This window comes from Bradyrhizobium guangzhouense, from assembly GCF_004114955.1.
GTDB classification, from domain to species: domain Bacteria; phylum Pseudomonadota; class Alphaproteobacteria; order Rhizobiales; family Xanthobacteraceae; genus Bradyrhizobium; species Bradyrhizobium guangzhouense.
Genome location: NZ_CP030053.1, coordinates 5507148 through 5528587 on the forward strand (window position 1 = coordinate 5507148; position 21440 = coordinate 5528587).

The 21440-nt window shown below is 65.8% G+C and carries 17 protein-coding genes; 9 read left to right on the forward strand and 8 right to left on the reverse strand.

Annotation, left to right across the window (positions count from 1 at the left end; all coding sequences use genetic code 11):
• Positions 1-30 precede the first annotated feature (30 nt).
• The 4 genes from XH91_RS26360 to XH91_RS26375 form a co-directional block, all read right to left on the reverse strand.
• Positions 31-1539 carry a glycosyltransferase family 39 protein gene (locus XH91_RS26360; protein ID WP_128953295.1) on the reverse strand — a complete coding sequence of 503 codons (1509 nt, stop codon included), beginning with the start codon at positions 1537-1539 and terminating at the stop codon, positions 31-33.
• Between the two features lie 99 nt (positions 1540-1638).
• Positions 1639-2424, reverse strand: a complete 786-nt coding sequence (gene rnhB, locus XH91_RS26365; protein WP_128953296.1) for a ribonuclease HII — start codon at positions 2422-2424, stop codon at positions 1639-1641.
• A 72-nt stretch (positions 2425-2496) separates the two neighbouring features.
• Entirely contained in the window at positions 2497-2952 is a 456-nt protein-coding gene (locus XH91_RS26370; RefSeq protein ID WP_128953297.1) for a VOC family protein, read from the reverse strand.
• A gap of 24 nt (positions 2953-2976) precedes the next feature.
• Entirely contained in the window at positions 2977-4140 is a 1164-nt protein-coding gene (locus XH91_RS26375) for a PA0069 family radical SAM protein (RefSeq protein ID WP_128953298.1), read from the reverse strand.
• Positions 4141-4350: 210 nt separating this feature from the next.
• On the opposite strand from XH91_RS26375, the gene XH91_RS26380 reads away from it, so the two are divergent.
• From XH91_RS26380 to XH91_RS26395, 4 genes are all read left to right on the forward strand, one after another.
• The gene (locus XH91_RS26380) at positions 4351-6738 is read left to right on the forward strand and encodes a phosphoketolase family protein (protein ID WP_164934150.1); all 2388 of its coding nucleotides are present in this window, start codon (positions 4351-4353) and stop codon (positions 6736-6738) included.
• Complete coding sequence (locus XH91_RS26385) at positions 6735-7925, forward strand: acetate/propionate family kinase (protein WP_128953300.1); 1191 nt, start codon at positions 6735-6737, stop codon at positions 7923-7925. Before XH91_RS26380 ends, XH91_RS26385 begins: the two co-directional genes overlap by 4 nt.
• Positions 7926-8007: 82 nt before the next feature.
• Positions 8008-9936 carry a hypothetical protein gene (locus tag XH91_RS26390; RefSeq protein WP_128953301.1) on the forward strand — a complete coding sequence of 643 codons (1929 nt, stop codon included), beginning with the start codon at positions 8008-8010 and terminating at the stop codon, positions 9934-9936.
• Between the two features lie 10 nt (positions 9937-9946).
• Positions 9947-11557 carry a PEP/pyruvate-binding domain-containing protein gene (locus tag XH91_RS26395; protein ID WP_128953302.1) on the forward strand — a complete coding sequence of 537 codons (1611 nt, stop codon included), beginning with the start codon at positions 9947-9949 and terminating at the stop codon, positions 11555-11557.
• Between the two features lie 238 nt (positions 11558-11795).
• Here XH91_RS26395 and XH91_RS26400 read toward each other — a convergent pair whose 3' ends face one another.
• Positions 11796-12635: an RMD1 family protein gene (locus XH91_RS26400; RefSeq protein WP_128953303.1), complete on the reverse strand. Its 840-nt coding sequence runs from the start codon at positions 12633-12635 to the stop codon at positions 11796-11798.
• 320 nt (positions 12636-12955) lie between these two features.
• On the opposite strand from XH91_RS26400, the gene XH91_RS26405 reads away from it, so the two are divergent.
• Together XH91_RS26405 and XH91_RS26410 are read left to right on the forward strand one after the other, a co-directional pair.
• The gene (locus XH91_RS26405) at positions 12956-13531 is read left to right on the forward strand and encodes a glycosyltransferase family protein (protein ID WP_128953304.1); all 576 of its coding nucleotides are present in this window, start codon (positions 12956-12958) and stop codon (positions 13529-13531) included.
• Between the two features lie 62 nt (positions 13532-13593).
• Entirely contained in the window at positions 13594-14523 is a 930-nt protein-coding gene (locus XH91_RS26410) for a bifunctional helix-turn-helix transcriptional regulator/GNAT family N-acetyltransferase (protein ID WP_128953305.1), read from the forward strand.
• 209 nt (positions 14524-14732) lie between these two features.
• Here XH91_RS26410 and moaB read toward each other — a convergent pair whose 3' ends face one another.
• Both moaB and ypfJ read right to left on the reverse strand, forming a co-directional pair.
• Positions 14733-15296, reverse strand: a complete 564-nt coding sequence (gene moaB, locus XH91_RS26415; RefSeq protein WP_128953306.1) for a molybdenum cofactor biosynthesis protein B — start codon at positions 15294-15296, stop codon at positions 14733-14735.
• A 160-nt stretch (positions 15297-15456) separates the two neighbouring features.
• A complete protein-coding gene (gene ypfJ / locus XH91_RS26420; protein ID WP_128953307.1) occupies positions 15457-16401 on the reverse strand; it encodes a KPN_02809 family neutral zinc metallopeptidase in 945 nt (314 codons plus the stop codon).
• A 414-nt stretch (positions 16402-16815) separates the two neighbouring features.
• Between ypfJ and XH91_RS26425 the strand changes: the two genes are divergently transcribed.
• The 3 genes from XH91_RS26425 to XH91_RS26435 all read left to right on the forward strand — a co-directional run bounded on the left by XH91_RS26425 (position 16816) and on the right by XH91_RS26435 (position 19257).
• Positions 16816-17946, forward strand: a complete 1131-nt coding sequence (locus XH91_RS26425) for a site-specific DNA-methyltransferase (protein WP_128953308.1) — start codon at positions 16816-16818, stop codon at positions 17944-17946.
• Between the two features lie 184 nt (positions 17947-18130).
• Entirely contained in the window at positions 18131-18457 is a 327-nt protein-coding gene (locus XH91_RS26430) for a hypothetical protein (RefSeq protein ID WP_128953309.1), read from the forward strand.
• A gap of 119 nt (positions 18458-18576) precedes the next feature.
• Positions 18577-19257, forward strand: a complete 681-nt coding sequence (locus tag XH91_RS26435) for a glutathione S-transferase family protein (protein WP_128953310.1) — start codon at positions 18577-18579, stop codon at positions 19255-19257.
• Positions 19258-19311: 54 nt separating this feature from the next.
• Here XH91_RS26435 and XH91_RS26440 read toward each other — a convergent pair whose 3' ends face one another.
• On the reverse strand, positions 19312-21321 hold the full coding sequence (locus XH91_RS26440; protein ID WP_128953311.1) for a methyl-accepting chemotaxis protein: 2010 nt from the start codon (positions 21319-21321) through the stop codon (positions 19312-19314).
• Positions 21322-21440 lie beyond the last annotated feature (119 nt).

The window sequence follows — 21440 nt, forward strand, 5'->3', positions numbered from 1 at the left end:
TCCTCGCAATGACGATGGAGAGAGCTAGCGTCAGCCCCCCTTCGGCCGTACAATCGCCCAGCCGATACGCAGCAATCCCTGACGGCCATTGATCAACCATTCGAAGGCCCGCGGCACTTCCGGCACGATGCCGGGGAAGCGCGCGAGGATGTCAGGAGGCGGAGTACCAGCGGTGTCAGACGCGCGCCAGACCACGACGCCGCCGCTCTCGCTGAATTTCGTCTGTGACATCCACGGTGTGCGCGCCGGATCGGCATCGATGAACAGGTGCGGCCGGCCGGAATGCAGCGTGATCAGGCTTGCAAGCTGCGTCTCGCCGGCGACCGCGCGCAGGCGATGATTGGTGCGGCGGGCAAAGCTGTCGTCGAAGAAATCCGAGATCGCGTGCGCCGGCATCGAGGTCGCGATCTCGCCGGTGCCGGTCCAGGGCAGAAACAGCACGGCCAGCACGACGCCGGCGGCGGGGGCGACGACGGCGGCCGCCCACACCGTGCGCAACATCCGCGCGCGGCGCATCGCGATCAGATCGCCGGCCGCGACGACCATGGCGAGGCCTGACATGACCAGCACGACGCCGGCGCCGCCGACGACGGTCTCGAGCCCGAACAGACCGGAGATCAGGACTGCACCGAGCGCCGGCGCGAGTGCGAAGAAATAGACGAAGTTGCGAGCGAGCGGCTCGACCGGCGGCCGGTAGATGATCGGCGCCTCCTCACTCTTGCCGGCAAACAGGGGCGTGTTGAGGAAGCTCAGCACCGGGACCGCGATCGCGCCGAACACGAGCCCACCGAGCAGCCAGGCGGCGTGGATCGCACGGGCACCGAGGTCGGCTATTTGCGGCATGGCCGGCAGCACGAGAGTTTGGGCGCGCATCAGCCAGACCGCATAGGGCAGCGCCAGCACGGCGACGACGACGAGCGCGAACAGCGGATCGAGCGCACGCAACGTGCGCCTGCCGCCCGCCGTCGAGAGCGCGAAGATGACGAGCAGCGCAAGCAGGTAGATCGCAGCCGGTGTGGTCAGGAGCAGAAGGCCCGCCTCGATCGACCAGGCGAACCAGGCGTTGCCTCGGCGTTGGCCGATGATCTGCCAGGAATGCAGCAGCAACAGCGCCCAGATCGGCCGGGCAAGGACAAGGGGGCCAAAGTCGAGCGCGGACGACGAGAAGGCCAGCACCGTCATGGTCAGGAGCGCAGCGAGCACCGCCTGCTGTGAGCCAATCACGGCCCGCGACAGATGATAGAGGGTGATGAAAGTCGCGATCTCGCAGAGCTCGGCAAGGACGTAGACGCCGAATACATGGCCGCCTGCCACGCGATAGGCGATATCCGCCAGCCAGATCGATAGCGGCGGGCCGAGATCCGTGCCGACCTGATATTCGCGGCCAAAGGCCAGCAGGGTCGCAAGGCTGCCGGGTGGGCTGCGGTAGAACAGCAACGCCACCAGCAGCCACATCGCAGCCTGCAGCAGCACGGCAATCCAGACGATCAACCGCGGCCGGGCGCGAATGAGCTCGATGACCAGGGAGGTAAACCGCATGCAACGCCCGCAAGATGCAGCCAACCCGTCCAGCCGGCCCTATTCGCTCACAGCTGTTTTGATAAAGGGCGCCACGCGCCGTGGCAACGGCGGTCTGCTCTAGAGGCCCGCTGAAGCATCGATTTCAACTGCGGTCTCCACCTGCACCTCGACCTCGGTGATGGAGAACAGATCCTGCACCGGCTCGACGGTCCAGGGCATGTGCTTGGCGCGGGCGGCGGCGACGGGGGCGAAGAAGCTGCGGTGGTGGACGGTCGGGCCGAGCCGGTCGAGCGCGTCGAGATGGTCGGGCACGGCATAGCCCTTGTGCTGTTCGAAACCATAGCCCGGGCAATCCTGCGCCAGCGCACACATCAGCCGGTCGCGCGTCACCTTGGCGACGATCGAGGCGGCCGCGATCGAGAGCACGATGCCGTCGCCGCCGATCACGGCCTCGCAATCGCAGGCCGTGTCGAGGCGATCACGGCCGTCGACGAAGACGAGCTTCGGCTGCTCGGGCAACGCGACCACCGCGCGCTTCAGCGCCCACAGCGAGGCGCGCAGGATGTTGTCGCGGTCAATCCGCGCGGGCGAGGCGACGGCGACCGAGACCTGCGCGGTGGCACAGATCCTGTCGAACAGCTTTTCGCGCTCTTCCGCCGTCAGGCGCTTGGAATCGTCGATGCCGCGCGGGATGCGGTCAGGATCGAGAATCACCGCGGCCGCGACCACGGGGCCGGCCAGCGGCCCGCGGCCGGCCTCGTCGCAGCCCGCGACCGGCCAGATGCCGCGCTTGATCAGCGCGCGCTCGCGGCGGAAGCTCGCCTTGGCCGGCGCAGCCTTCTTCTCGGCAGCCTTCTCCGGTGCGTCTTTGGCTGGCCTTTTGGTGGACTTGTCCCGAATCATGGCCGGATCGTGCGCAAGCCGGCTCGCCGGCGCAACCGGGAACCCGACGCAATTCCCGTTATTCAGGCAGCCTTATTCGGCCAGATGCACCCGCCGGTCGTCGCCGACCTCGACGCCGGGCGCGACGGCGACCTCCCAGGGATGGCCGTCGGGATCGGCAAAATAGCCGGAATAACCGCCGTAATCGGTCTCATGCGCGGCCTTCAGCAACGTGGCTCCCTTTTGCAGCGCGAACGCCAGCACGGTATCGACCTCCTCGCGCGAAGCGCAGTTCCAGGCGAGCGTGACGCCGCGGAAGGTCGTTGGTCTCGGCTGGTCCGGCAGCCTGGCGTCATCGGCGAGCTGGTCCCAGGGAAACAGGCCGAGCACCGGGCCGCCGGTGTCGAAGAATGCAACTGCTTCGCCTGTTACCTTCAGCCGGCGCGAAAAGCCGAGCGAATCATAAAAGGCGATGCTGGCACGGATGTCGCGCACGCCGAGCGTGATCACGGTCAGCCGCGGGATCGGGGCCGGCAGTTCCTTACTCATCACATACCTCGTCCGCTCCGCGCCTCAGAACAGGCTGAGCTGCTCGCCGTTCTGCTTCGGCCTGGCAAAATGATCCGTCGTCAGCTTCGAGCGGCGCTTGTTCAGCCCGAGCCGGTCGCAGGCGATCTCGAAGCGGCGGCCGATGGTCCAGGCCATCGGGCCGGTGCCCTTCATGCGCTCGCCCCATTTCGAATCGTAATCGCGGCCACCGCGCATGTCGCGGATCAGGGTGAAGACGTGGCGATAGCGGTCCGGATAATTCGCCATCAGCCATTCGCGGAAGAGATCGCGCACCTCCAGCGGCAGCCGCAGCAGCACGTAGGAGGCTTCCTTGACACCGGCATGGGCGGCGGCATCGAGGATGCGCTCGATCTCGGAATCGTTCAGCGCGGGGATGACAGGCGCGACCATCACGGTCGTGGGAATGCCGGCCTCGGACAGCTGCTTCAGCGCCTCCAGCCGTTTCGGCGGCGTCGCGGCGCGCGGCTCCATGGTCCGCGCGAGCTTCGGGTCGAGCGAGGTCACCGAGATCGCGACCTTGGCGAGGTTGCGCTTGGCCATGCGGGCGAGAATGTCGATGTCGCGCACGACCAGCGCGGATTTGGTGACGATGCCGACGGGGTGGCCGGTGCGCTCCAGCACCTCGAGAATGCCGCGCATGATTTTGCGCTCGCGCTCGATCGGCTGATAGGGATCGGTGTTGGTGCCGATCGCGATCATCCGCGGCTCGTAACCTGAGGCGGCGAGCTCCTTCTCGAGCAGAACTGGCGCTTCGGGCTTGGCGAACAGCTTCGACTCGAAGTCGAGCCCCGGCGACAGGCCGAGATAGGCATGCGTCGGCCGCGCGAAGCAATAGACGCAGCCGTGCTCGCAGCCGCGATAGGGATTGATCGAGCGGTCGAAGCCGATGTCGGGGGAGTCGTTGCGGGTGATCACCTTGCGCGAGGTGTCGACCCCGACACTGGTCTTGAACGGGGGCAGGTCGTCCAGGCTCTGCCAGCCATCGTCGAAGGCGACACGCGCCTCGGCCTCAAAGCGCCCACTGGCGTTGGACTGGGCACCCCGCCCTCGCCGGCGCTGGCGGTCGATGGCGACAGCCAACTCGGGAAAGTCAGAAGGCGCACCCGCCGGCTCGGAGGGCGCCGTGACCGGCGGGTGCTTGAGAGCAGAAGAAGAAGCTGGACTCATGCAATCAAGATAACACGCAAAAGGAACAAATCAAGAACAAGAATCGAAAACGCGAAAACAACCCCATGCACAGTAGACCTGCCTAAACTTCGCGCGCCGATTTTTGACCTCACGCAACAGCGTGTCATCTCGATCCCGTTTGATGCCGCGGATGGATCGATCGCGCCGGAACCCGGTTGGTGACGATTCCCGGTGAAGGTCGGCATGAATATGACATCTCAACAACAATCGGCCGCTGCAAGCAGCGACCTCGATCTCCTCGATCGCTACTGGCGCGCTGCGAACTATCTCTCCGTCGGGCAAATCTACCTGCTGGACAACCCACTGCTGCGCGAGCCCTTGCGGCCCGAGCACATCAAGCCGCGTCTGCTCGGCCATTGGGGGACGACGCCCGGGCTGAATTTCATCTACGCGCACCTCAACCGCCTGATCCGCGCGCTGGACCTGAGCGTGCTTTATGTCTGCGGTCCCGGTCACGGCGGCCCCGGCATGGTCGCGAACACTTATCTCGAAGGCAGCTACAGCGATATCTATCCGAACATCCCGCGCGATGCGGACGGATTGCGCAAGCTGTTCAGGCAGTTCTCATTCCCAGGCGGCATCCCGAGCCACGCAGCGCCGGAGACGCCGGGCTCGATCCACGAAGGCGGCGAGCTCGGTTACGCGCTGGTGCACGCCTATGGCGCGGCCTTCGACAACCCCGATCTGATCGTCGCCTGTGTCGTCGGCGACGGTGAGGCCGAGACCGGCCCGCTGGCCGCATCCTGGCATTCGAACAAGTTCCTCAATCCCGCGCATGACGGCGCGGTGCTGCCGATCCTGCATCTCAACGGCTACAAGATCGCCAACCCGACCGTGCTCGGCCGGATGCCTGATAGCGAGATCCGCGATCTGTTCCGCGGCTTCGGCCACGAGCCGCTGTTCGTCGAAGGCGACGATCCAAAATTGATGCATCGGGCGATGGCTGATGCGCTCGACGTCGCGATCGCGAGCATCCACTCGATCCAGCAGCACGCCCGCGACGGACGCAGCACGATCGAGCGGCCGCGCTGGCCGATGATCGTGTTGCGCAGCCCGAAGGGCTGGACCGGCCCGAAGGAGGTCGACGGCAAGAAGGTCGAGGGTTTTTGGCGCGCGCATCAGGTGCCCGTCGCGAACTGCCGCGAGAACCCGGCTCACTTGAAGATTCTCGAGGACTGGATGCGCAGCTACGAGCCGGACAAGCTGTTCGATGCCAGCGGCGCACTCATTCCCGAGCTTCAGGCCCTCGCGCCCGAAGGTGACAGGCGCATGGGCGCCAACCCGCACGCCAATGGCGGCCTCTTGAAGAAGGAATTGAAGCTGCCCGACTTCCGCAGTTTTGCCGTCGAGGTGCCGCAGCCCGGCGGCGCGACGGGGGAAGCCACGCGCGAGCTCGGCAAGTTCCTGCGGGATGTGATCCGCCTCAACGCCGGGGAGCGCAACTTCCGTATCGTGGGTCCTGACGAGACTGCGTCAAACCGGCTCGATGCCGTATTCGATGCGACCGAACGCGTCTGGATGGAGCCGATCGAGCCTTATGACGTGCATCTGGCCCAAGATGGCCGCGTGATGGAGGTGCTGAGCGAACATCTCTGCCAGGGCTGGCTCGAGGGCTATCTGCTGACCGGACGGCACGGTTTCTTCTCGTGCTATGAGGCGTTCATCCATATCGTGGATTCCATGTTCAACCAGCACGCCAAATGGCTGAAGGTGACGCGGCACCTGCCATGGCGGCGACCGATCGCCTCGCTGAACTATCTTCTGACCTCGCATGTCTGGCGCCAGGACCATAACGGCTTCAGCCATCAGGACCCGGGCTTCGTCGATCTCGTCGCCAACAAGAAGGCCGACATCGTCCGCATCTACTTCCCGCCTGACGCCAACACGCTGTTGTGGATCGCCGATCATTGCCTGCGCACCTATAACCGCATCAATGTCATCGTCGCCGGCAAGCAGCCGGCGCCGCAATGGCTGTCGATGCAGGAGGCCGCGACGCATTGCGATGCCGGCATCGGCATCTGGACCTGGGCCGGCACCGAGGACGACGACGGCGAGCCGGACGTGGTGATGGCCTGCGCCGGCGATGTGCCGACGCTGGAGACGCTCGCGGCCGTCGATCTCCTCCGCAAAGCGCTGCCGGATCTCAAGATCCGTGTCGTCAACGTCGTCGACCTCATGACGCTGCAACCCAGGGAGCAGCATCCGCATGGCTTGTCCGACCGCGACTTCGACAGTCTGTTCACGGCAGACAAGCCGGTGATCTTCGCCTATCACGGCTATCCCTACCTCATCCACCGCCTCACCTATAACCGCACCAACCATGCCGGCCTGCACGTGCGCGGCTTTGCCGAGGAAGGCACCACGACGACGCCGTTCGACATGGTCGTGCTCAACGAGCTCGACCGCTACCACCTCGCCATCGAGGCGATCGAACGCGTGCCCGGTCTTGCCACCAGGGCCGCGCAAGTGAAGCAGCAGTTCCGCGACGCGCTGATCGAGCATTCGCGTTACGTGCGTGAGCACGGCGAGGACATGCCCGTGATCCGCGACTGGGTCTGGCCGGGCAAGGCGGCATGACCGCGTCGGTCCTTGTCCTCAATGCAGGCTCCTCGAGCATCAAGTTCGGCCTGTTCGAGACCTCAGGCACCGAACCTGACCTGCTCTGCAAGGGCCTGCTCGACGAGCACGAGACGAAACCGCGCCTGGTGGCCAGGAGTCCATCGGGCGAGACGATGTTCGAGACACAGCGGGAGGCGTCGGACGCGGACGGCGGCCATCTGTTCGCAGACGTGCTCGCTTTCGTCGAGGACCGTTTTGGCGATCATCGCCTGCGCGCCGTCGGCCACCGCATCGTTCATGGTGGTCCCGACTATTCAGGCCCGGTCGAACTGACCGAAGAGGTCTACGCGAAGCTGGCGGCACTGACGCCGCTGGCGCCGCTGCATCAGCCGCGATGTCTCGCACCCGTGCACCCGATCAGGACGATCAAGCCCGAGCTGACGCAGATCGCCTGTTTCGACACCGCATTTCATCACACTATGGCCCCGCCCGCGAACCGCTTCGCGATCCCGAAGCGCTACGAGGCGCAGGGCCTGCGGCGCTACGGCTTCCACGGCCTCTCGTTCGAATATGTCGCGGTCCGTTTGGCTGTCATCGCGCCCGAGCTCGCAGCCAGGCGCGTTGTCATCGCCCATCTCGGCAATGGCGCGAGCCTCTGCGCCTTGCGCGACGGCCGCAGTGTCGACACCACAATGGGGCTGACGCCGCTCGACGGACTCGTGATGGGCACGCGTTGCGGCACGATCGATCCCGGCGTGCTGCTCTACTTGCTGCAACATGAGAAGATGTCGGCCGAAGATCTAGAGCATCTGCTCTACCACGAGTCCGGCCTGCTCGGCGTCTCCGGCCTCTCCGCGGACATGCGGACGCTGCTTGCGAGCAGCGAGGCGTCGGCGCGCGAGGCGGTCGATCTCTTCACCTTCCGCGCGGCGCAGGAGATCGCCGTCATGGCCAACACGCTCGGAGGACTCGACGGCATCGTCTTCACCGGCGGCATCGGCGAGCATGCGAAGGAGATCCGCAAGGGCATCGGCGAGCGCCTCGCCTGGCTCGGCGTGCGCATCGACGCGACGGCGAACGGCGAAGGCCGCGAAAGCATCGGCGCTCCGGACAGCAGCGTTGCCTTGTTCGTCATTCCCACCAATGAAGAGATCATGATCGCGCGTCACTGTGCCGAGTTGCTGCGCAAGGGCGGCCGCCTATGACGGTTTCATGAATGATCTGGCGCAACGCCAGCGCCGCCGCCCTGCGACATGATGCACGCATCGAACGTGATGCGGATAGATCATGAAAACCCAGATCATCGAAGAACTCGGACAAGGCGGCATTCTGTTGCCGACCCTGGTGGCAGAAGGACTCGCCGCCAACGACCGCATCAAGGTGCGCATGAGCGCGCTCCAGGCGGCCGCTCAACATGCGCGGGACCCGAACCGGCCGGCGAGCGACCTCGGCATCGAGAGTCAGACCGCGGGCATTGCGCCTGCCGCCATCGCGACGCTGATCGGCGGCGCGCATATGGTCGGACGGGACCGGCTTGCGGCCCCTGATCTCGCGAAGCTGATGAAGGATATTCAGGACGACGCCGCGACCATGATCCGCGCCGTCGACGCCGGCGCCCCCGATGAAGGCACGAAGGCCAATGCCCGCCTCGAGGCTATCCGCAGCGCCGGCCTGCTCGATGCCGCCAGCGAAATCGAGGTCGCCCGCATCGCGCGCCTGACAGGCGTGACCGACACGGCCGGCGACAGCCTGCACCGGCTGGTCATGGACCTGCACAAGCAGCTCAACAAGCTGGCGGCGAGCTGCTCGGAAGAGGCGCTCGACGGCGCCCATGTGTTCGGCCTGCATGGCGAGGACCGCGCCGCGGTTGCGGCCTTCATGAAGGGGCTGAACGCTACGCGCGGCCTCAAGTTCAATCATCCCGGCCTCGACACCATGGCCACACGGGCGGGCGGACGGCTCCTGATCCAGAACGACATCGGCACCACCGATGCCCATGTCGTCGTGATCGCGGTGAAGAAGAACGCGGTCACCGTCACCTACACCGACGTACACCTGGCGCGCGCGAAATTCTTCATGTCGCTGTTCGACAAGTTCGACGCGAACTGGAGCGGGCTCGATCGACATACGGCTGCGGATCTCGGCGAAGAGAATTCGTTCTATCTCGTCACCGGTCAATACCAGGCGGATCATGCCGCGGAGCGCAACGAATTCCTGTCGGCGATCGGCGCTGCGCTGGTTTTCCTGATCGACTGGAATAAGGCCCGCAAATTGCTGCGGACCTGGGTCGCGAAGGACGACGCGACGCGCATCCTGGAATGGGCGGCGCGCAACCTGATCGGCCACCGCGGCTTTCTCGAACTCGGCGGCAACGAACTGCTGGGCTCGGCGGTCCGGAACGCCGCTCCCTCGCGGATCGGCTTCGGCGAGCGGCTCGACCAGGCGCTGGGCCGCGCCGCCGCGATCGACTTTCTCAAGGCGGCACTGCGCGCCTCGACCGAGGCGCTGCTTGCCTGCCGCTCGGTCAGGACGGTCCGCGACCAGATCGAGGCCGACCTGGTGCGGCACCTCGACCGCGTCGACGGGACGCTGCTCGCAGCCGTGCTGCGCCAGACCGGATTGGCACACGATCTCGTCATTCTGATCACACGCCATATCGCGGCGGTCAGGGCCGGACTGCCTGCCGACGGCAAGCTGCTGGCGGCGCGCTGTGCTGCGATCGAACAGAAAGCAGACCGCATCGCACTGGAGGGCCGCAAGGAGGTCGACCGCCTCGATGCCCGCCCTGTGATCGGGCAATTGATCGACCGCATCGAGGATGCCATCGACGAGCTGGAGCAGGCAGCCTTCGTCGCCTCGCTGCTCCCCGAGCGGGCCGATCCGGCCCTGCTGGCGTCGCTGGCCGAGCTTTGCGTGGTGGCCGCGACAGCGGCCGAAACAGCCTCACGGGGCGTTGCGGCGGCGATCGACGTGCCGGAAGGACGGCGGGTCGATTCCGAGGATGCGCTGGACGCCGTAACCCGCCTGATCGACGCCGAACATGCGGCTGATACCAGGGAGCGAGCCACGACCACGCTCGTCTTCGGCGGGGGCTTCGACGTTGCGACGTCGCTATCGGTGATCGAGCTGGCGCGCGCCATCGAGCGCGCCACCGATCGCTTCGCCGCTTTCGGCCATCTGCTCCGCCGTCACATCATGATCGATCTCGCAGCCTGAGGAATCCACCATGCATATCGTGCGTATCGGTGCTGACGCGACCGAACTGCGGCCCGCCGAGGAGATCGGTGCCAAGGCCGCCAACCTCGCTCGGATGGCAGCGCTCGGCCTGCCGGTCCCGCCGGCCTTCGTGCTGCCTGTCAAGCTCTGCGCCGACGTGATTGCCGGCCGTGCCCATGCGACGCAGCACCTGCGCGACGGGCTGAAGGACGGGATCGCTTTCCTGGAGAGCGCGACCGGAAAACGCTTCGGCGATCGCCGGCGGCCGCTCCTGGTCTCCGTGCGCTCCGGTGCGGCGCGATCAATGCCTGGCATGCTCGACACCGTGCTCGACGTCGGCTGCACGCTCGATGCCGTGCACGGCCTGATCCGCGCGACCGGCCGTCCCCGGCTCGCGTGGGATTGCCGGAGGCGCTTTCTGGAGAGTTATGGCGAGACGGTGCTCGGGCTCGATCCCGCTCCGTTCGCCGCGCGCATCTGCGAGCTGGTCGACGCCGAAGGCGTGACCAGCGACCGGGAGCTGGATGGCGAAGCGCTGGAGCGGCTGGCCGCCGGCGAACAGGCGCTGATCGAAGATCGCGCCGATGGCGGGCTCGACGATGCGTCGGCCCAGCTCGAGGCGGCGGCACGGGCCGTCTACCAATCCTGGACCAGCGAGCGGGCGCAGACCTATCGCACGCTCCAGCAGCTCGACGATCTCGAAGGCACCGCCGTCACCATCCAGGCCATGGTGTTCGGCAATGGCGGGCTTGCCTCGGGCGCCGGCGTCGCGTTCTCGCGCGATCCATCGACCGGCGCCCCCCACGCCATGATCGATCTCGTGCTCGACGCGCAGGGCGAGGACGTCGTGTCGGGCCGCCGCACGCCGGACTCCGACGATGCGATCGCGCGTGCGCTGCCTGACATCCGGGCGGAGTTGAGCAATGTGTTGAAGCGGCTCGAGCGCGAATTTGGCGACGTACAGGATGTCGAGTTCACGGTCGAGGACGGCAAGCTGTGGATGCTGCAGACCCGCTCGGCCAAACGAACACCGCGCGCCGCGGTCAGGATCGCGATCGACCTCGTGCATGAGGGATTGATCACGAAGGACGAGGCGCTGGCGCGCCTCTCCGGCATCGACGTTGCCTCGCTGGTCGATATCTCGCTCGTTGGCGCCGGCAGGCCCGCGGCCTCCGGCACCGGCGCTTCGGGCGGCATCGGAATTGGCCGCGCCTCGTTCGATTCCGAAGGCGCCAAGCGCCTTGCGGCTGCCGGCGAGCCGGTCATTCTGCTGCGCCCCGACACCAGCACCGCCGACATCGCCGGATTTGCGGTGGCAGCCGGCATCGTCACCGCGGTCGGCGCGCGAACCTCTCACGCGGCACTGGTGGCTCGGCAGATGGGCAAGCCATGCGTGGTCGGCTGCACTGAGCTGAGGATCGACCCGGACTCTCGGCGCGCCCGGCTCGCCGATGCGACGCTCTCGGAGGGCGACTGGATCACGATCGAGGGCGACGCCGGGCAGATTTATCTCGGGCGCTGCCAGACCTCGGAGACGCGACCGGAGGCCGAGCTCGCCGAGATCGTCGCATGGCAGTCGCAGAGCTGCGATCAATTGCGGGCAGGCGCGAAGACGGCTTAGTGAAGCCGGCACATATCTGGATGCAGTCTCGTAGGGTCTGCCTCCGACTTCCCTTCTCCCCTTGTGGGAGAAGGTGGCGCGAAGCGACGGATGAGGGGTTCTCTCCACGCACACACATGCAGATGAGTATGCGGAGATATGCCCCTCACCCAAGCGAGTTCGTGTCTCCCGGCGGTGCGGCCCTCTCCCACAAGGGGAGAGGGCACAACAACGCGCGCCTCGCTCGTAGGCTCCGCGTTCAGTGAACCCCCGCAAAAATCTGGATACACCCGATCACGACCTCGATCACGATCAGCACCACCACCGCGATTTCGAGCCGCAGCGAGCGCTGGGTGTCGATGATGTCGGTGAGCGCATCGGCGGTCTCCGCGATGACGGTGAGCTTGCGCTCGAGCGTGTCGAGACGCTCCTTCAGCTCGTACTCGTCTTCGAGACGCGCATAGAGCCGGTCGAGCTGCGGCCTTTCCCAGAGCGCATCGGGTTTTTCTGCAACCGCGACGCGGCCGGCGACGCGCTGCTGGACGAGCAGCGCGTTGCCAATCAGCTGCAGGATGCCCTTGCGTCGCCGCGACGTCCGGCCCTTCTCGGCAAGCTCCCGTGCAAAAGGCTCGATGACATCGAAGACCGCAGCGACACGCCGCTCGTCGCGCGCCAGTGACGTGCTCTTGGCGAGCGCGTCCGCGATCAGCAGCAGCCGCTCGTCGGAGAATTTCGAGAGATTGATCGGCCCGCCCGGCTGGATCGCCTCGGCGTTTTCGTCCTTGCACAACTGCGCCTGGGCGGTCTCCTCCTCGATCGGGCTGAGTTCGCCGGTCACACGGGACTTCAGGCTGTCGAGCAGCACCTTCTCCTCCGAAGGAAGCAGGCCGATCAGAACCACGACGCCGTAGCGGAAGATCACGGCGAGGCCGGCATGGACGCGAAACGCCGCCGGCGTCGAGGAAACGGCAGGGCCGATCTCGAGCCCCGACGGATTGATGCGCTCGCCGAGCATTACGGCGCGGATCCGCAGGGTCGTCGCGGGATCCGGCCTCGGCGATGTTGACGGCGCACCAACGGGAAGTTGATCGGCGTTCATTGGACATCTCGCTCTGCGCGGCGGCGATTGCACGTTTTTCCCATCGGCAAGGTCCGTGTCAGACTGACGATGCCGCCTTGCTCGCCCGACGACAGCGACGGAGCAAATTCGCGTTGAAGTTCACGAACCCGTCACTCGCCGAAACATTCGGCAATATCACCACCGCGCGCGCGACACATTCGGCTGCGATGGACCGGCGGTGGTTTACCATCGCACGGCCAAACGCCGCCGGAAAGTTGCACTCGGTATCGCAGCGTGTTTTATGACAATATCATACCGAGCTGCGCTTCTGCCGAAGTGCTGATATCGAAACCTCAATCATGCTGAGCGTCATCATACCGACTGAAGGCATCGAGCAGACGGCGGTCGCGACTCTGGCCGCGCTGGTCCCCGGTGCCGCAGCTGGAATCATCAAGGAAGTTCTGCTGGTCGACGGCACCCGCAACGGCGTCATCGAGCGCGTTGCCGACGTCGCCGGCTGCCGTTTCATCGGCTACGAAGGCACTTCGCAGGGCGCGGCACTGGCCGCCGGCGCACTTCAGGCCCGTTCGCCGTGGCTGATGTTTCTCCCGGCCGGCGCGGTGCTGGACACCGGCTGGATCGAGGAGACGACCCAATTCATCCAGGCCGTCGCGGCCAGCGGCCGGGACCGTGCGGCCGTGTTTCGCTACGCCCGTTCGCCTTACGCAAATACCGGTTTTCGCGACGTCCTGTGGTCTGTCGCGCGCAAGCTGGTCGGCCCGCTCGGCGATCAAGGGCTTTTGATCGCGCGCGACCATTACGACCGGATCGGCGGCTACCCGCCCCAGGCCCGCCGTTCCGAGGCCCGGCTGCTGCGGCGGCTCGGCCGTTCCTCCCGCACGCTGCTGCGCAGCCGGATCGTCATGGTCGGGTGAGGCGACCAGATACTTGCCAAAGTCAAATAATTATTTGACAATGGCAATTATTGAGGTGTCCCATGCCAATCAACGGTGCCGACGACCAGATCGCAGCGGTTCGCGCCTTCAACCGCTTCTATACCCGCAAGCTCGGCGTGCTCGACCAGCATTTGGGCAAGAGCCCGTTTTCGCTGAGCGAGGCCCGCGTGCTCTACGAGCTCGCGCATCGCGATGACCTTGCGGCCAAAGAGATCGGCAACGAGCTCGGTCTCGACCCCGGCTATCTCAGCCGCATCGTGCAAAGCTTCGACGAAAAGGGGCTGATCACGCGCACGCCTCTTCCTGCGGATCGCAGGCAGTACCAGCTCAGCCTCACCGCCAAGGGTCGCCAGACCTTCGCCAAGCTGAACCTCGGCTCGCAGAACGAGGTCGCCGCCATGCTGGCCCGGCTTTCAACCGGCGATGCAACGCGTCTCACCCAGGCGATGGCGACCATCGAGGCCGTGCTGGAGCAGCGCCAGACCGCGCCCGCATCCGTCGTGCTGCGCAGCCATCGCGTCGGTGACATGGGCTGGGTCATCTCCAAGCAGGCGGCCGCCTATGCCGCGGACTATGGCTGGGACATCAGCTACGAGGCGCTGGTCGCCGAGATCTGCGCACAGTTCGTCAAGAGCTACGACGCCGCGCGCGAGCATTGCTGGATCGCGGAATTGGGTGGCGAGCCGGTCGGCTCGATCTTCCTGGTCAAGGCCACGGACGAGCTCGCCAAGCTCCGCCTGTTGCAGGTGGAGAAGAAGGCACGCGGCTTCGGCGTCGGCCGCGCGCTGGTCGAGCAATGTCTCCAGGGCGCGCGCGAGCGGGGCTACAAGAGGATGACGCTGTGGACGCAGAGCATCCTGGTCGCAGCACGCGGCATCTACAAGAGCGCCGGCTTCGAGCTGGTCGCGACCAAGCCGCATCACAGCTTTGGGCACGATCTGGTGGGTGAGACGTGGGAGCGGGATCTGTAGCTGCGCACGTTCGGCGCAGATCAAGAAATGATGCGCATTGTAGTGCCCTCGCCCCTCGCGGGAGAGGGCAGCGACACTGGTGGACACAAACTCACTTGGGTGAGGGGTATGTCTCCGCGAACATCTGTGCACGCAGATAGATACCCCTCATCCGGCGCTTCGCGCCACCTTCCCCCACAAGGGGGGAAGGGAAGAAAGGAAGAAAGTCATCACACCGTCGCGCCCTGCGCCTTCGGCCGGCGCAGATGCTCGTCGAGCCGCGGCATGATCTCGACGAAATTGCAGGGGCGCGTGCGGTAGTCGAGCTGGCTCGCGAGAATGCCGTCCCAGCCGTCGCGGCAGGCGCCGGGTGAACCCGGCAGGCAGAAGATGTAGGTCGCACCCGCAACGCCAGCGGTGGCGCGGCTCTGGATGGTCGACGTGCCGATCTTGGCATGGCTCAGCATGTGGAAGGCGATCGAGAAACCGTCCATGCGCTTCTCGAACAGCGGCTCGATCGCCTCCGGCGTGACGTCGCGCCCGGTGAAGCCGGTGCCGCCGGTGGTGACGACGACGTCGACGCCGGCGTCGGCGATCCAGCGGCGGATCACGGCGCGGATCGCCTCGACATCGTCGGTGACGATCTCGCGCGCGGCGAGATGATGGCCGGCAGCGGTGAGCCGATCGACCAGCGTCTGGCCGGATTTGTCATCCGCCAGCGCACGCGTGTCGGAGACGGTGAGCACCGCGATGTTGAGCGGGATGAACTGCTTGGATTCGTCGATGGAGGCCATTGCTCAATCCTCTCGTGTCCCGGACGCGCCGCAGCGTGAAACGCTGCTGCGCAGAGCCGGGACCCATTTAGAGGCTTGAGTGACCGGCCATGTGGGCCCCGGCTCTGCAGCGCACCGCTGAAGAAGCGCTGCGCTGCGTCGGGGGCACCAGCATCTGTGTCTACGGCCCGCCGCCGCCGAACGTGTTACACGCCTGCAGCGTGCCCTGCTGATAGCCGGTCATGAACCACTGCTTGCGCTGCGCGGCCGAGCCGTGGGTGAAGGAATCGGGTACCACTCGCCCCGTCGCCTGGCGCTGCAGAGTGTCGTCGCCGATCGCGCTCGCCGTGGTCAGGGCGGCGTCGATGTCGCCGGCCTCGAGGAAGTTCGGACGCTTCTTCGCTTCGCGATTGACCCAGATGCCGGACAGACAATCGGCCTGGAGCTCGACCTTCACCTGAAGCGCGTTCGACTCCGCCTTGCTGCCGGCTTGCTGCTGCAGCCGCGTCACCTTCGGGATGATGCCGAGCAGGTTCTGGATGTGATGGCCGGCCTCATGCGCGATGATGTAGGCCGAGGTGAAATTGCACGCCGACTTGCCGGAGCAGCCGTGGAAGCGCGTCTCGACCTCGCGGAAGAACGAGGTGTCGAGGAAGATGGTGCGATCCGGCGGGCAGTAGAACGGCCCCATCGCCGATTCCGCCCGGCCGCAGCGGCCGCCATTGGTGACGTTGCGGAACAGCACGACCTTCGGGCCGGTGTAGGACTGGCCGGAAGCCTGGAAGATCTCGCTCCAGCGATCGTCGATCTCGCCGAGGATGCCCGAGATCATGCTGCCCATCTCGTCGGTCGGCGCGCCGCGCTTGGCCTGACTGGACGGACGGTCGCTCTGGTAGCTCGGCGCCTGGCCGCCGCCGGTGAGGATCTCGGCGCCGCCGATCAGGATGCGGGGGTCGATGCCGAAGGCGTAGCCGACGAGGCCGAGCACGATGATGGTGCCGATGCCGAGGCCGCCGCCGCCCATCGGCAGGCCGAAGCCGCCGCCTCCGCCGCCGCCGAATCCTCCACCGCCGTCATCGCGACGATCCTCAATGTCGTCGCTGCGGCGGAAATCATCGTAGCGCATGGTAGGCTTCCCTCAGATCGGCGATGACACGGCGCGGGCACGCGGAAACACGAAAACCTCAACGCGCCACACAGCTAAAATTTCCATTGCGTTAATCAATATCCCGCTCGGCAATTATTGCCTAGTGCGACAGCATGCGACGCGAGCAATTTTTTCCGAGGGCCAAGCATTTTTTTCCGAGAGAAATTTGGAGTCTTTTGCCGATCCGACCGCCTCCGCAACGCGAGGAAATGCGAAACACACTGTAAAACACGGCGAATGCGCACAGCGACTCGCACGCGACGCGCGATGCGGCGCCTGCTCACGAAAGCGGCGGGTTAAGTCGATTTTTACTTTGCCGCTTCATTGTAACGGCCAGTCGGTTGTTTGGTCCCGCGTCGCCGACAGCGTCGCCTGAGTCAGAGTTCTTGAGTCATGGTAGTGTCGCGTCGCGGGGCGTCTGCAAAGGCGCCCCGCACAAATTTCGAGTCTGCCTCGCACAGCATCATCCTCGGTGATTGCGTCGCCGAGATGTCGAAGCTTCAGGCCGGCTCGGTCGACCTCGTGTTCGCCGATCCGCCCTACAATCTGCAGCTCAAGGGCGATCTCAAGCGCCCCGACGAATCCCATGTCGATGCCGTCAACGACGACTGGGACAAGTTCGATTCATTCTCCGCCTATGACGATTTCACCCGCGCCTGGCTGCTGGCCGCGCGCCGCGCGATGAAGCCGTCGGCGACGATCTGGGTGATCGGCTCCTATCACAACATCTTCCGCGTCGGCGCGATCATGCAGGACCTCGGCTTCTGGCTCCTGAACGACATCGTCTGGCGCAAGACCAATCCGATGCCGAATTTCCGCGGCCGCCGTTTCACCAACGCGCACGAGACCATGATCTGGGCCGCGCGCGACGAGAAGGCCAAGGGCTACACCTTCAACTACGAAGCGCTGAAGGCGGCCAACGAGGACGTTCAGGCACGCTCCGACTGGCTGATCCCGCTCTGCACCGGCGAGGAGCGCCTCAAGGGCGCCGACGGCAAGAAAGTGCACCCGACGCAGAAGCCGGAAGGGCTGCTCGCGCGCGTGCTGTTGTCCTCGTCCAAGCCCGGCGATCTCGTCATCGATCCCTTCAACGGCACCGGCACCACCGGCGCCGTCGCCAAGCGCCTCGGCCGCTCCTATATCGGCTTCGAGCGCGACAAGACCTACGCCAAGGCGGCAGAGGCGCGCATCGCCGCGGTCGAGCCGCTGCCGGAAGCGAGCCTCGCCCCGTTCATGACCGCGCGCGAGGCGCCGCGCGTGGCCTTCTCCGAATTGATCGAGCGCGGCATGATCATGCCCGGCACGAAGCTGTTCGACGCCAAGAAGAAGCTGGGCGCGCTGGTCCGTGCCGACGGCGCCATCATGTTCGGCGACAAGGTCGGCTCGATCCACCGCATCGGCGCGGTCGCGCAAGGCGCGCAGGCCTGCAACGGCTGGACCTTCTGGCACGTCGAGACCAAGAAGGGTCTCAAGCTGATCGACGAGCTCCGCGCCGAGATCCGCGCCGGCATGGCGGCGGAGTGATCCGATCGTGATCTCGTAGTTCCTGTAGGGTGGGCAAAGGCGCACTTGCGCCGTGCCCACGATCTCTCCCGGGGTTACGGATTTGGTGGGCACGCTTCGCTTTGCCCACCCTACGGCACCTTGAACGCCGCCACGGCCAGGACTAGATTCACGGGATTAGCCCCGTCCTGACCGGCCGGCTCCCATGCGACGACAGTCCGAGACATTGCTGCTGGTGCCGCTGCTGCCGATCTTCCTGGTCGGCATGTTTCCGATGTTCCTGATCGCCCTGCTCGGCTTTTTCGGCCTCGCCTTGTTCGGCGTGCTCGTGATCTGCGTCGGGCTCGCGAGCAGCAACGAGGCGCACGACAATTTCAATCACGATGTCATCGTGCATGGCTACGCGCGTGGCTCGGAGCGCAAGGCGCGGGCCTGCGACATGCATCTGGCCAGTCGGCTCGGGCTGCGCCTGGAAGCGGTCGGCGCGGCGATGGTCATTACGGCCGCCATCGGCCTTTGTTACGCCCCCTGATCTGCGCGGCGCGCAGAGACCGCCCCGCAAACTCGCCGGTTGCTCTCCCCGGCCCTATTCAGGCACAGAAAGCCGCAAGGCCGTATTCATTCTCTAAACAGGGAAATGGGGAGAGAAACATGCTCAAATTCTATTTCAACGGATCGCCGAACCCGACCAAGGTCGCGCTCTTCCTCGAGGAGGCGGGCCTGCCATACGAGCCGGTCAAGATCGACACCCGCAAGGGCGAGCAGTTCGCGCCTGAGTACCTGAAGATCAATCCGAACGGCAAGGTGCCGGCGATCGACGATGGCGGCACCGTCGTGTTCGACTCCAACGCGATCCTGCTCTATCTCGCCGAGAAGACCGGCCAATTCCTGCCCGCGAACCGCGCGGAGCTGCTGTCCTGGCTGATGTTCGTGGCGACAGGCGTCGGACCGTATTCGGGCCAGGCGGTGCACTTCAAGCATTTCGCGCCGAAGGACCAGAACCACGACTACGCCCATAACCGCTACCAGTACGAGACCGATCGCCACTACAAGATTCTCGACTCGCACCTCAAAGGCCGCAGCTACATGGTCGGCGATGCCTATTCGATCGTCGACATGGCGCTGTGGGGCTGGGCGCGGATGGTGCCGTTCAAGCTCGGCGACGACGCCTTCGCACGCTACCCGAACGTGAAGCGGCTGGTCGACGAGATCTCGGCGCGGCCCGCGGCGGCCCGCGCGATCGCGCTGAAGGACAAGTTCACCTTCAAGGCCGAGATGGACGACGAGGCGCGCGCCAACATGTTCAGGCACATGACGACGAAAGTGGCCTGATCATATCGCAAAGCGATGCAAGGCCACGCGCACGCGCGTGGCCCTTTTGTTTTCTCAGGCGGCCTGCACCGAGCTCAGGAACTTCGCGACTTCCTGCTTCAACCGGCTGCTGTCTGACGACAGCGAGCGCGCGGCCGACAGCACCTGCGACGAGGCCGAGCCGGTCTCGGCCGCGCCGCGCTGGACGTCGCCGATATTGGTCGAGACGCGCTGGGTGCCATGCGCGGCCTGCTGGACGTTGCGGGAGATCTCCTGCGTCGCGGCGCCCTGCTCTTCCACGGCAGCGGCAACCGTCGAGGAGATTTCCGAGAGCCGCTCGATGGTGCCGCTGATCTCCCTGATGGAGCCGACCGACTCCTCGGTCGCGGCCTGGATGCCGGAAACCTGTTGGGCGATCTCGCCGGTCGCCTTTGCCGTCTGCTCGGCCAGCGCCTTGACCTCGGAGGCGACCACGGCAAAGCCGCGGCCGGCCTCGCCCGCGCGCGCCGCCTCGATGGTGGCATTGAGCGCCAGGAGATTGGTCTGGCCGGCGATGGTGCTGATCAGCTCGACGACATCGCCGATGCGGGCAGCCGCCTTGGAGAGCTCGCTGACGCGGGCGTTGGTCTTGCTCGCCTGCCCCACGGCTTCGCCGGCGATGCGGGCCGATTCCTGTACCTGACGGGCGATCTCGCTGACCGAGGACGACAGCTCTTCGGTCGCCGACGCGACGGCCTGGACGTTCGCCGAGGCTTCCTGCGATGCGGAGGCGACTTCCGTCGACAGATCCTGGGCGCGCGTCGCCGTCGTCGTCAGCGTGCCGGCGGAGGTCTCGAGCTCGCTGGAGGCCGACGACACGGTTTCGACGATCTCGCCGATCGCCTGCTCGAACTGGTCGGCGAGCCGGACCATGTCCTTCTTGCGATCCTCGGCCTGCCGCGCCTCGCTCTCGGTCTGCTCGTGACGCAGGCGCTCGGTGTCGATCATGTTGTCCTTGAACACCTGGATCGCCTTGGCCATGTCGCCGATCTCGTCGCTCTTGCCGCGCGAGGGGATCTCGACCGCGAGGTCGCCGCCGGCGAGCCGGCCCATCGCGCGCGTCATCGAGGTCAGCGGACCGACGATGCTGCGGGCGATCAGGAAGGCGACGATCACGCTGAACACAACGGCGAGAGCGCCTGCGGCCTCCTGAATCCATGTCGTGCTGGCGATGACGCCAGCGGCGACCGTACGCGTCTTCTGGGAGTCGGCTTCCAGTTTGGTGTCCGCGGCCTTGAGCTTGTCGATGCTGCCGACGATCAGGGGCGCAATGTTGTTCCGGTAAGTGTCCTCAGCCACGAGGATCGCGGCGGATGTCGCCTCGAACGCCGCCTGGTAGGACGCAAGCGAGGTCTTGACCGGGGCGAGCGCAGACTTGACCTGCTCTGGCAGATTTGCCTCCTGGAGCCCCGTGATCCGCTGCTGCGCCCTCTCGGTATTGGCTCTGAAGGTCGAGGTTGCCTTGGAGTCGCGCATGGCGAGGAAGCGCCAGCTCGCCAGACGGGCCTGGAGGATCTTGGATTCGAGGTCGGCGACGGGCGCCGTGATCTCAGGATCGTGGGTTCCATGGGCCGCGATGACGAGCTTGCCGGCATTGGCGTTCAGTTCCTCGCCACCCGGCAGGAGCGCGGCCTTGCCTTTCGTCATTTCCTTGACCGCGGCGCCCATGCGCTCGCGGAGCGCCTGCAGCTTGCCGATATCGGCAACGAGGCCGTCGTAGATCTTGCGTCGCTCCTCGGAGGCCGTCCCTGCCGAGGCGACTTTCAGCAACTCGATCGTCGCCGCCTCCCGCTCCGCGGCCTCCTTGAAGGCAGGCTCGTTGGCGTCATGGATGTAGCGCAGATTGGCCCGCTGCAGCGCCTGGAGATGGACGGATATCTCGCGAATGCGCGCTGTACTGTCCGAGTAGGCGGACATTTTCGCGACCTGGTCCTGGACTGCCCACAGGTTCCAGACGGCGACCACGGTCATGATCAGGCCAACCGCGGCCAGAGCCGTAAACCCGGCGTAAAGACGTCCCCGGATTCTCAAACGAATGCCCCGCATGATGCCGCCCCCAAGAATTCGGGCAGCCGAACGCCCTCATGGCGTCTCCGGCTGCGCGGCCACAGAATGAAGCACACTCGTTAATTGTGTCCTTCTTGATCGGACCCGGGCCGCCGTGC

What these genes read in the sequence shown, in the direction of transcription:
- XH91_RS26360 (WP_128953295.1), bottom strand. Translation starts at nt 1,539, where the DNA reads ATGCGGTTTACCTCCCTGGTCATCGAGCTCATTCGCGCCCGGCCGCGG.
- rnhB (WP_128953296.1), bottom strand. Translation starts at nt 2,424, where the DNA reads ATGATTCGGGACAAGTCCACCAAAAGGCCAGCCAAAGACGCACCGGAG.
- XH91_RS26370 (WP_128953297.1), bottom strand. Translation starts at nt 2,952, where the DNA reads ATGAGTAAGGAACTGCCGGCCCCGATCCCGCGGCTGACCGTGATCACG.
- XH91_RS26375 (WP_128953298.1), bottom strand. Translation starts at nt 4,140, where the DNA reads ATGAGTCCAGCTTCTTCTTCTGCTCTCAAGCACCCGCCGGTCACGGCG.
- XH91_RS26380 (WP_164934150.1), top strand. Translation starts at nt 4,351, where the DNA reads ATGACATCTCAACAACAATCGGCCGCTGCAAGCAGCGACCTCGATCTC.
- XH91_RS26385 (WP_128953300.1), top strand. Translation starts at nt 6,735, where the DNA reads ATGACCGCGTCGGTCCTTGTCCTCAATGCAGGCTCCTCGAGCATCAAG.
- XH91_RS26390 (WP_128953301.1), top strand. Translation starts at nt 8,008, where the DNA reads ATGAAAACCCAGATCATCGAAGAACTCGGACAAGGCGGCATTCTGTTG.
- XH91_RS26395 (WP_128953302.1), top strand. Translation starts at nt 9,947, where the DNA reads ATGCATATCGTGCGTATCGGTGCTGACGCGACCGAACTGCGGCCCGCC.
- XH91_RS26400 (WP_128953303.1), bottom strand. Translation starts at nt 12,635, where the DNA reads ATGAACGCCGATCAACTTCCCGTTGGTGCGCCGTCAACATCGCCGAGG.
- XH91_RS26405 (WP_128953304.1), top strand. Translation starts at nt 12,956, where the DNA reads ATGCTGAGCGTCATCATACCGACTGAAGGCATCGAGCAGACGGCGGTC.
- XH91_RS26410 (WP_128953305.1), top strand. Translation starts at nt 13,594, where the DNA reads ATGCCAATCAACGGTGCCGACGACCAGATCGCAGCGGTTCGCGCCTTC.
- moaB (WP_128953306.1), bottom strand. Translation starts at nt 15,296, where the DNA reads ATGGCCTCCATCGACGAATCCAAGCAGTTCATCCCGCTCAACATCGCG.
- ypfJ (WP_128953307.1), bottom strand. Translation starts at nt 16,401, where the DNA reads ATGCGCTACGATGATTTCCGCCGCAGCGACGACATTGAGGATCGTCGC.
- XH91_RS26425 (WP_128953308.1), top strand. Translation starts at nt 16,816, where the DNA reads ATGGTAGTGTCGCGTCGCGGGGCGTCTGCAAAGGCGCCCCGCACAAAT.
- XH91_RS26430 (WP_128953309.1), top strand. Translation starts at nt 18,131, where the DNA reads ATGCGACGACAGTCCGAGACATTGCTGCTGGTGCCGCTGCTGCCGATC.
- XH91_RS26435 (WP_128953310.1), top strand. Translation starts at nt 18,577, where the DNA reads ATGCTCAAATTCTATTTCAACGGATCGCCGAACCCGACCAAGGTCGCG.
- XH91_RS26440 (WP_128953311.1), bottom strand. Translation starts at nt 21,321, where the DNA reads ATGCGGGGCATTCGTTTGAGAATCCGGGGACGTCTTTACGCCGGGTTT.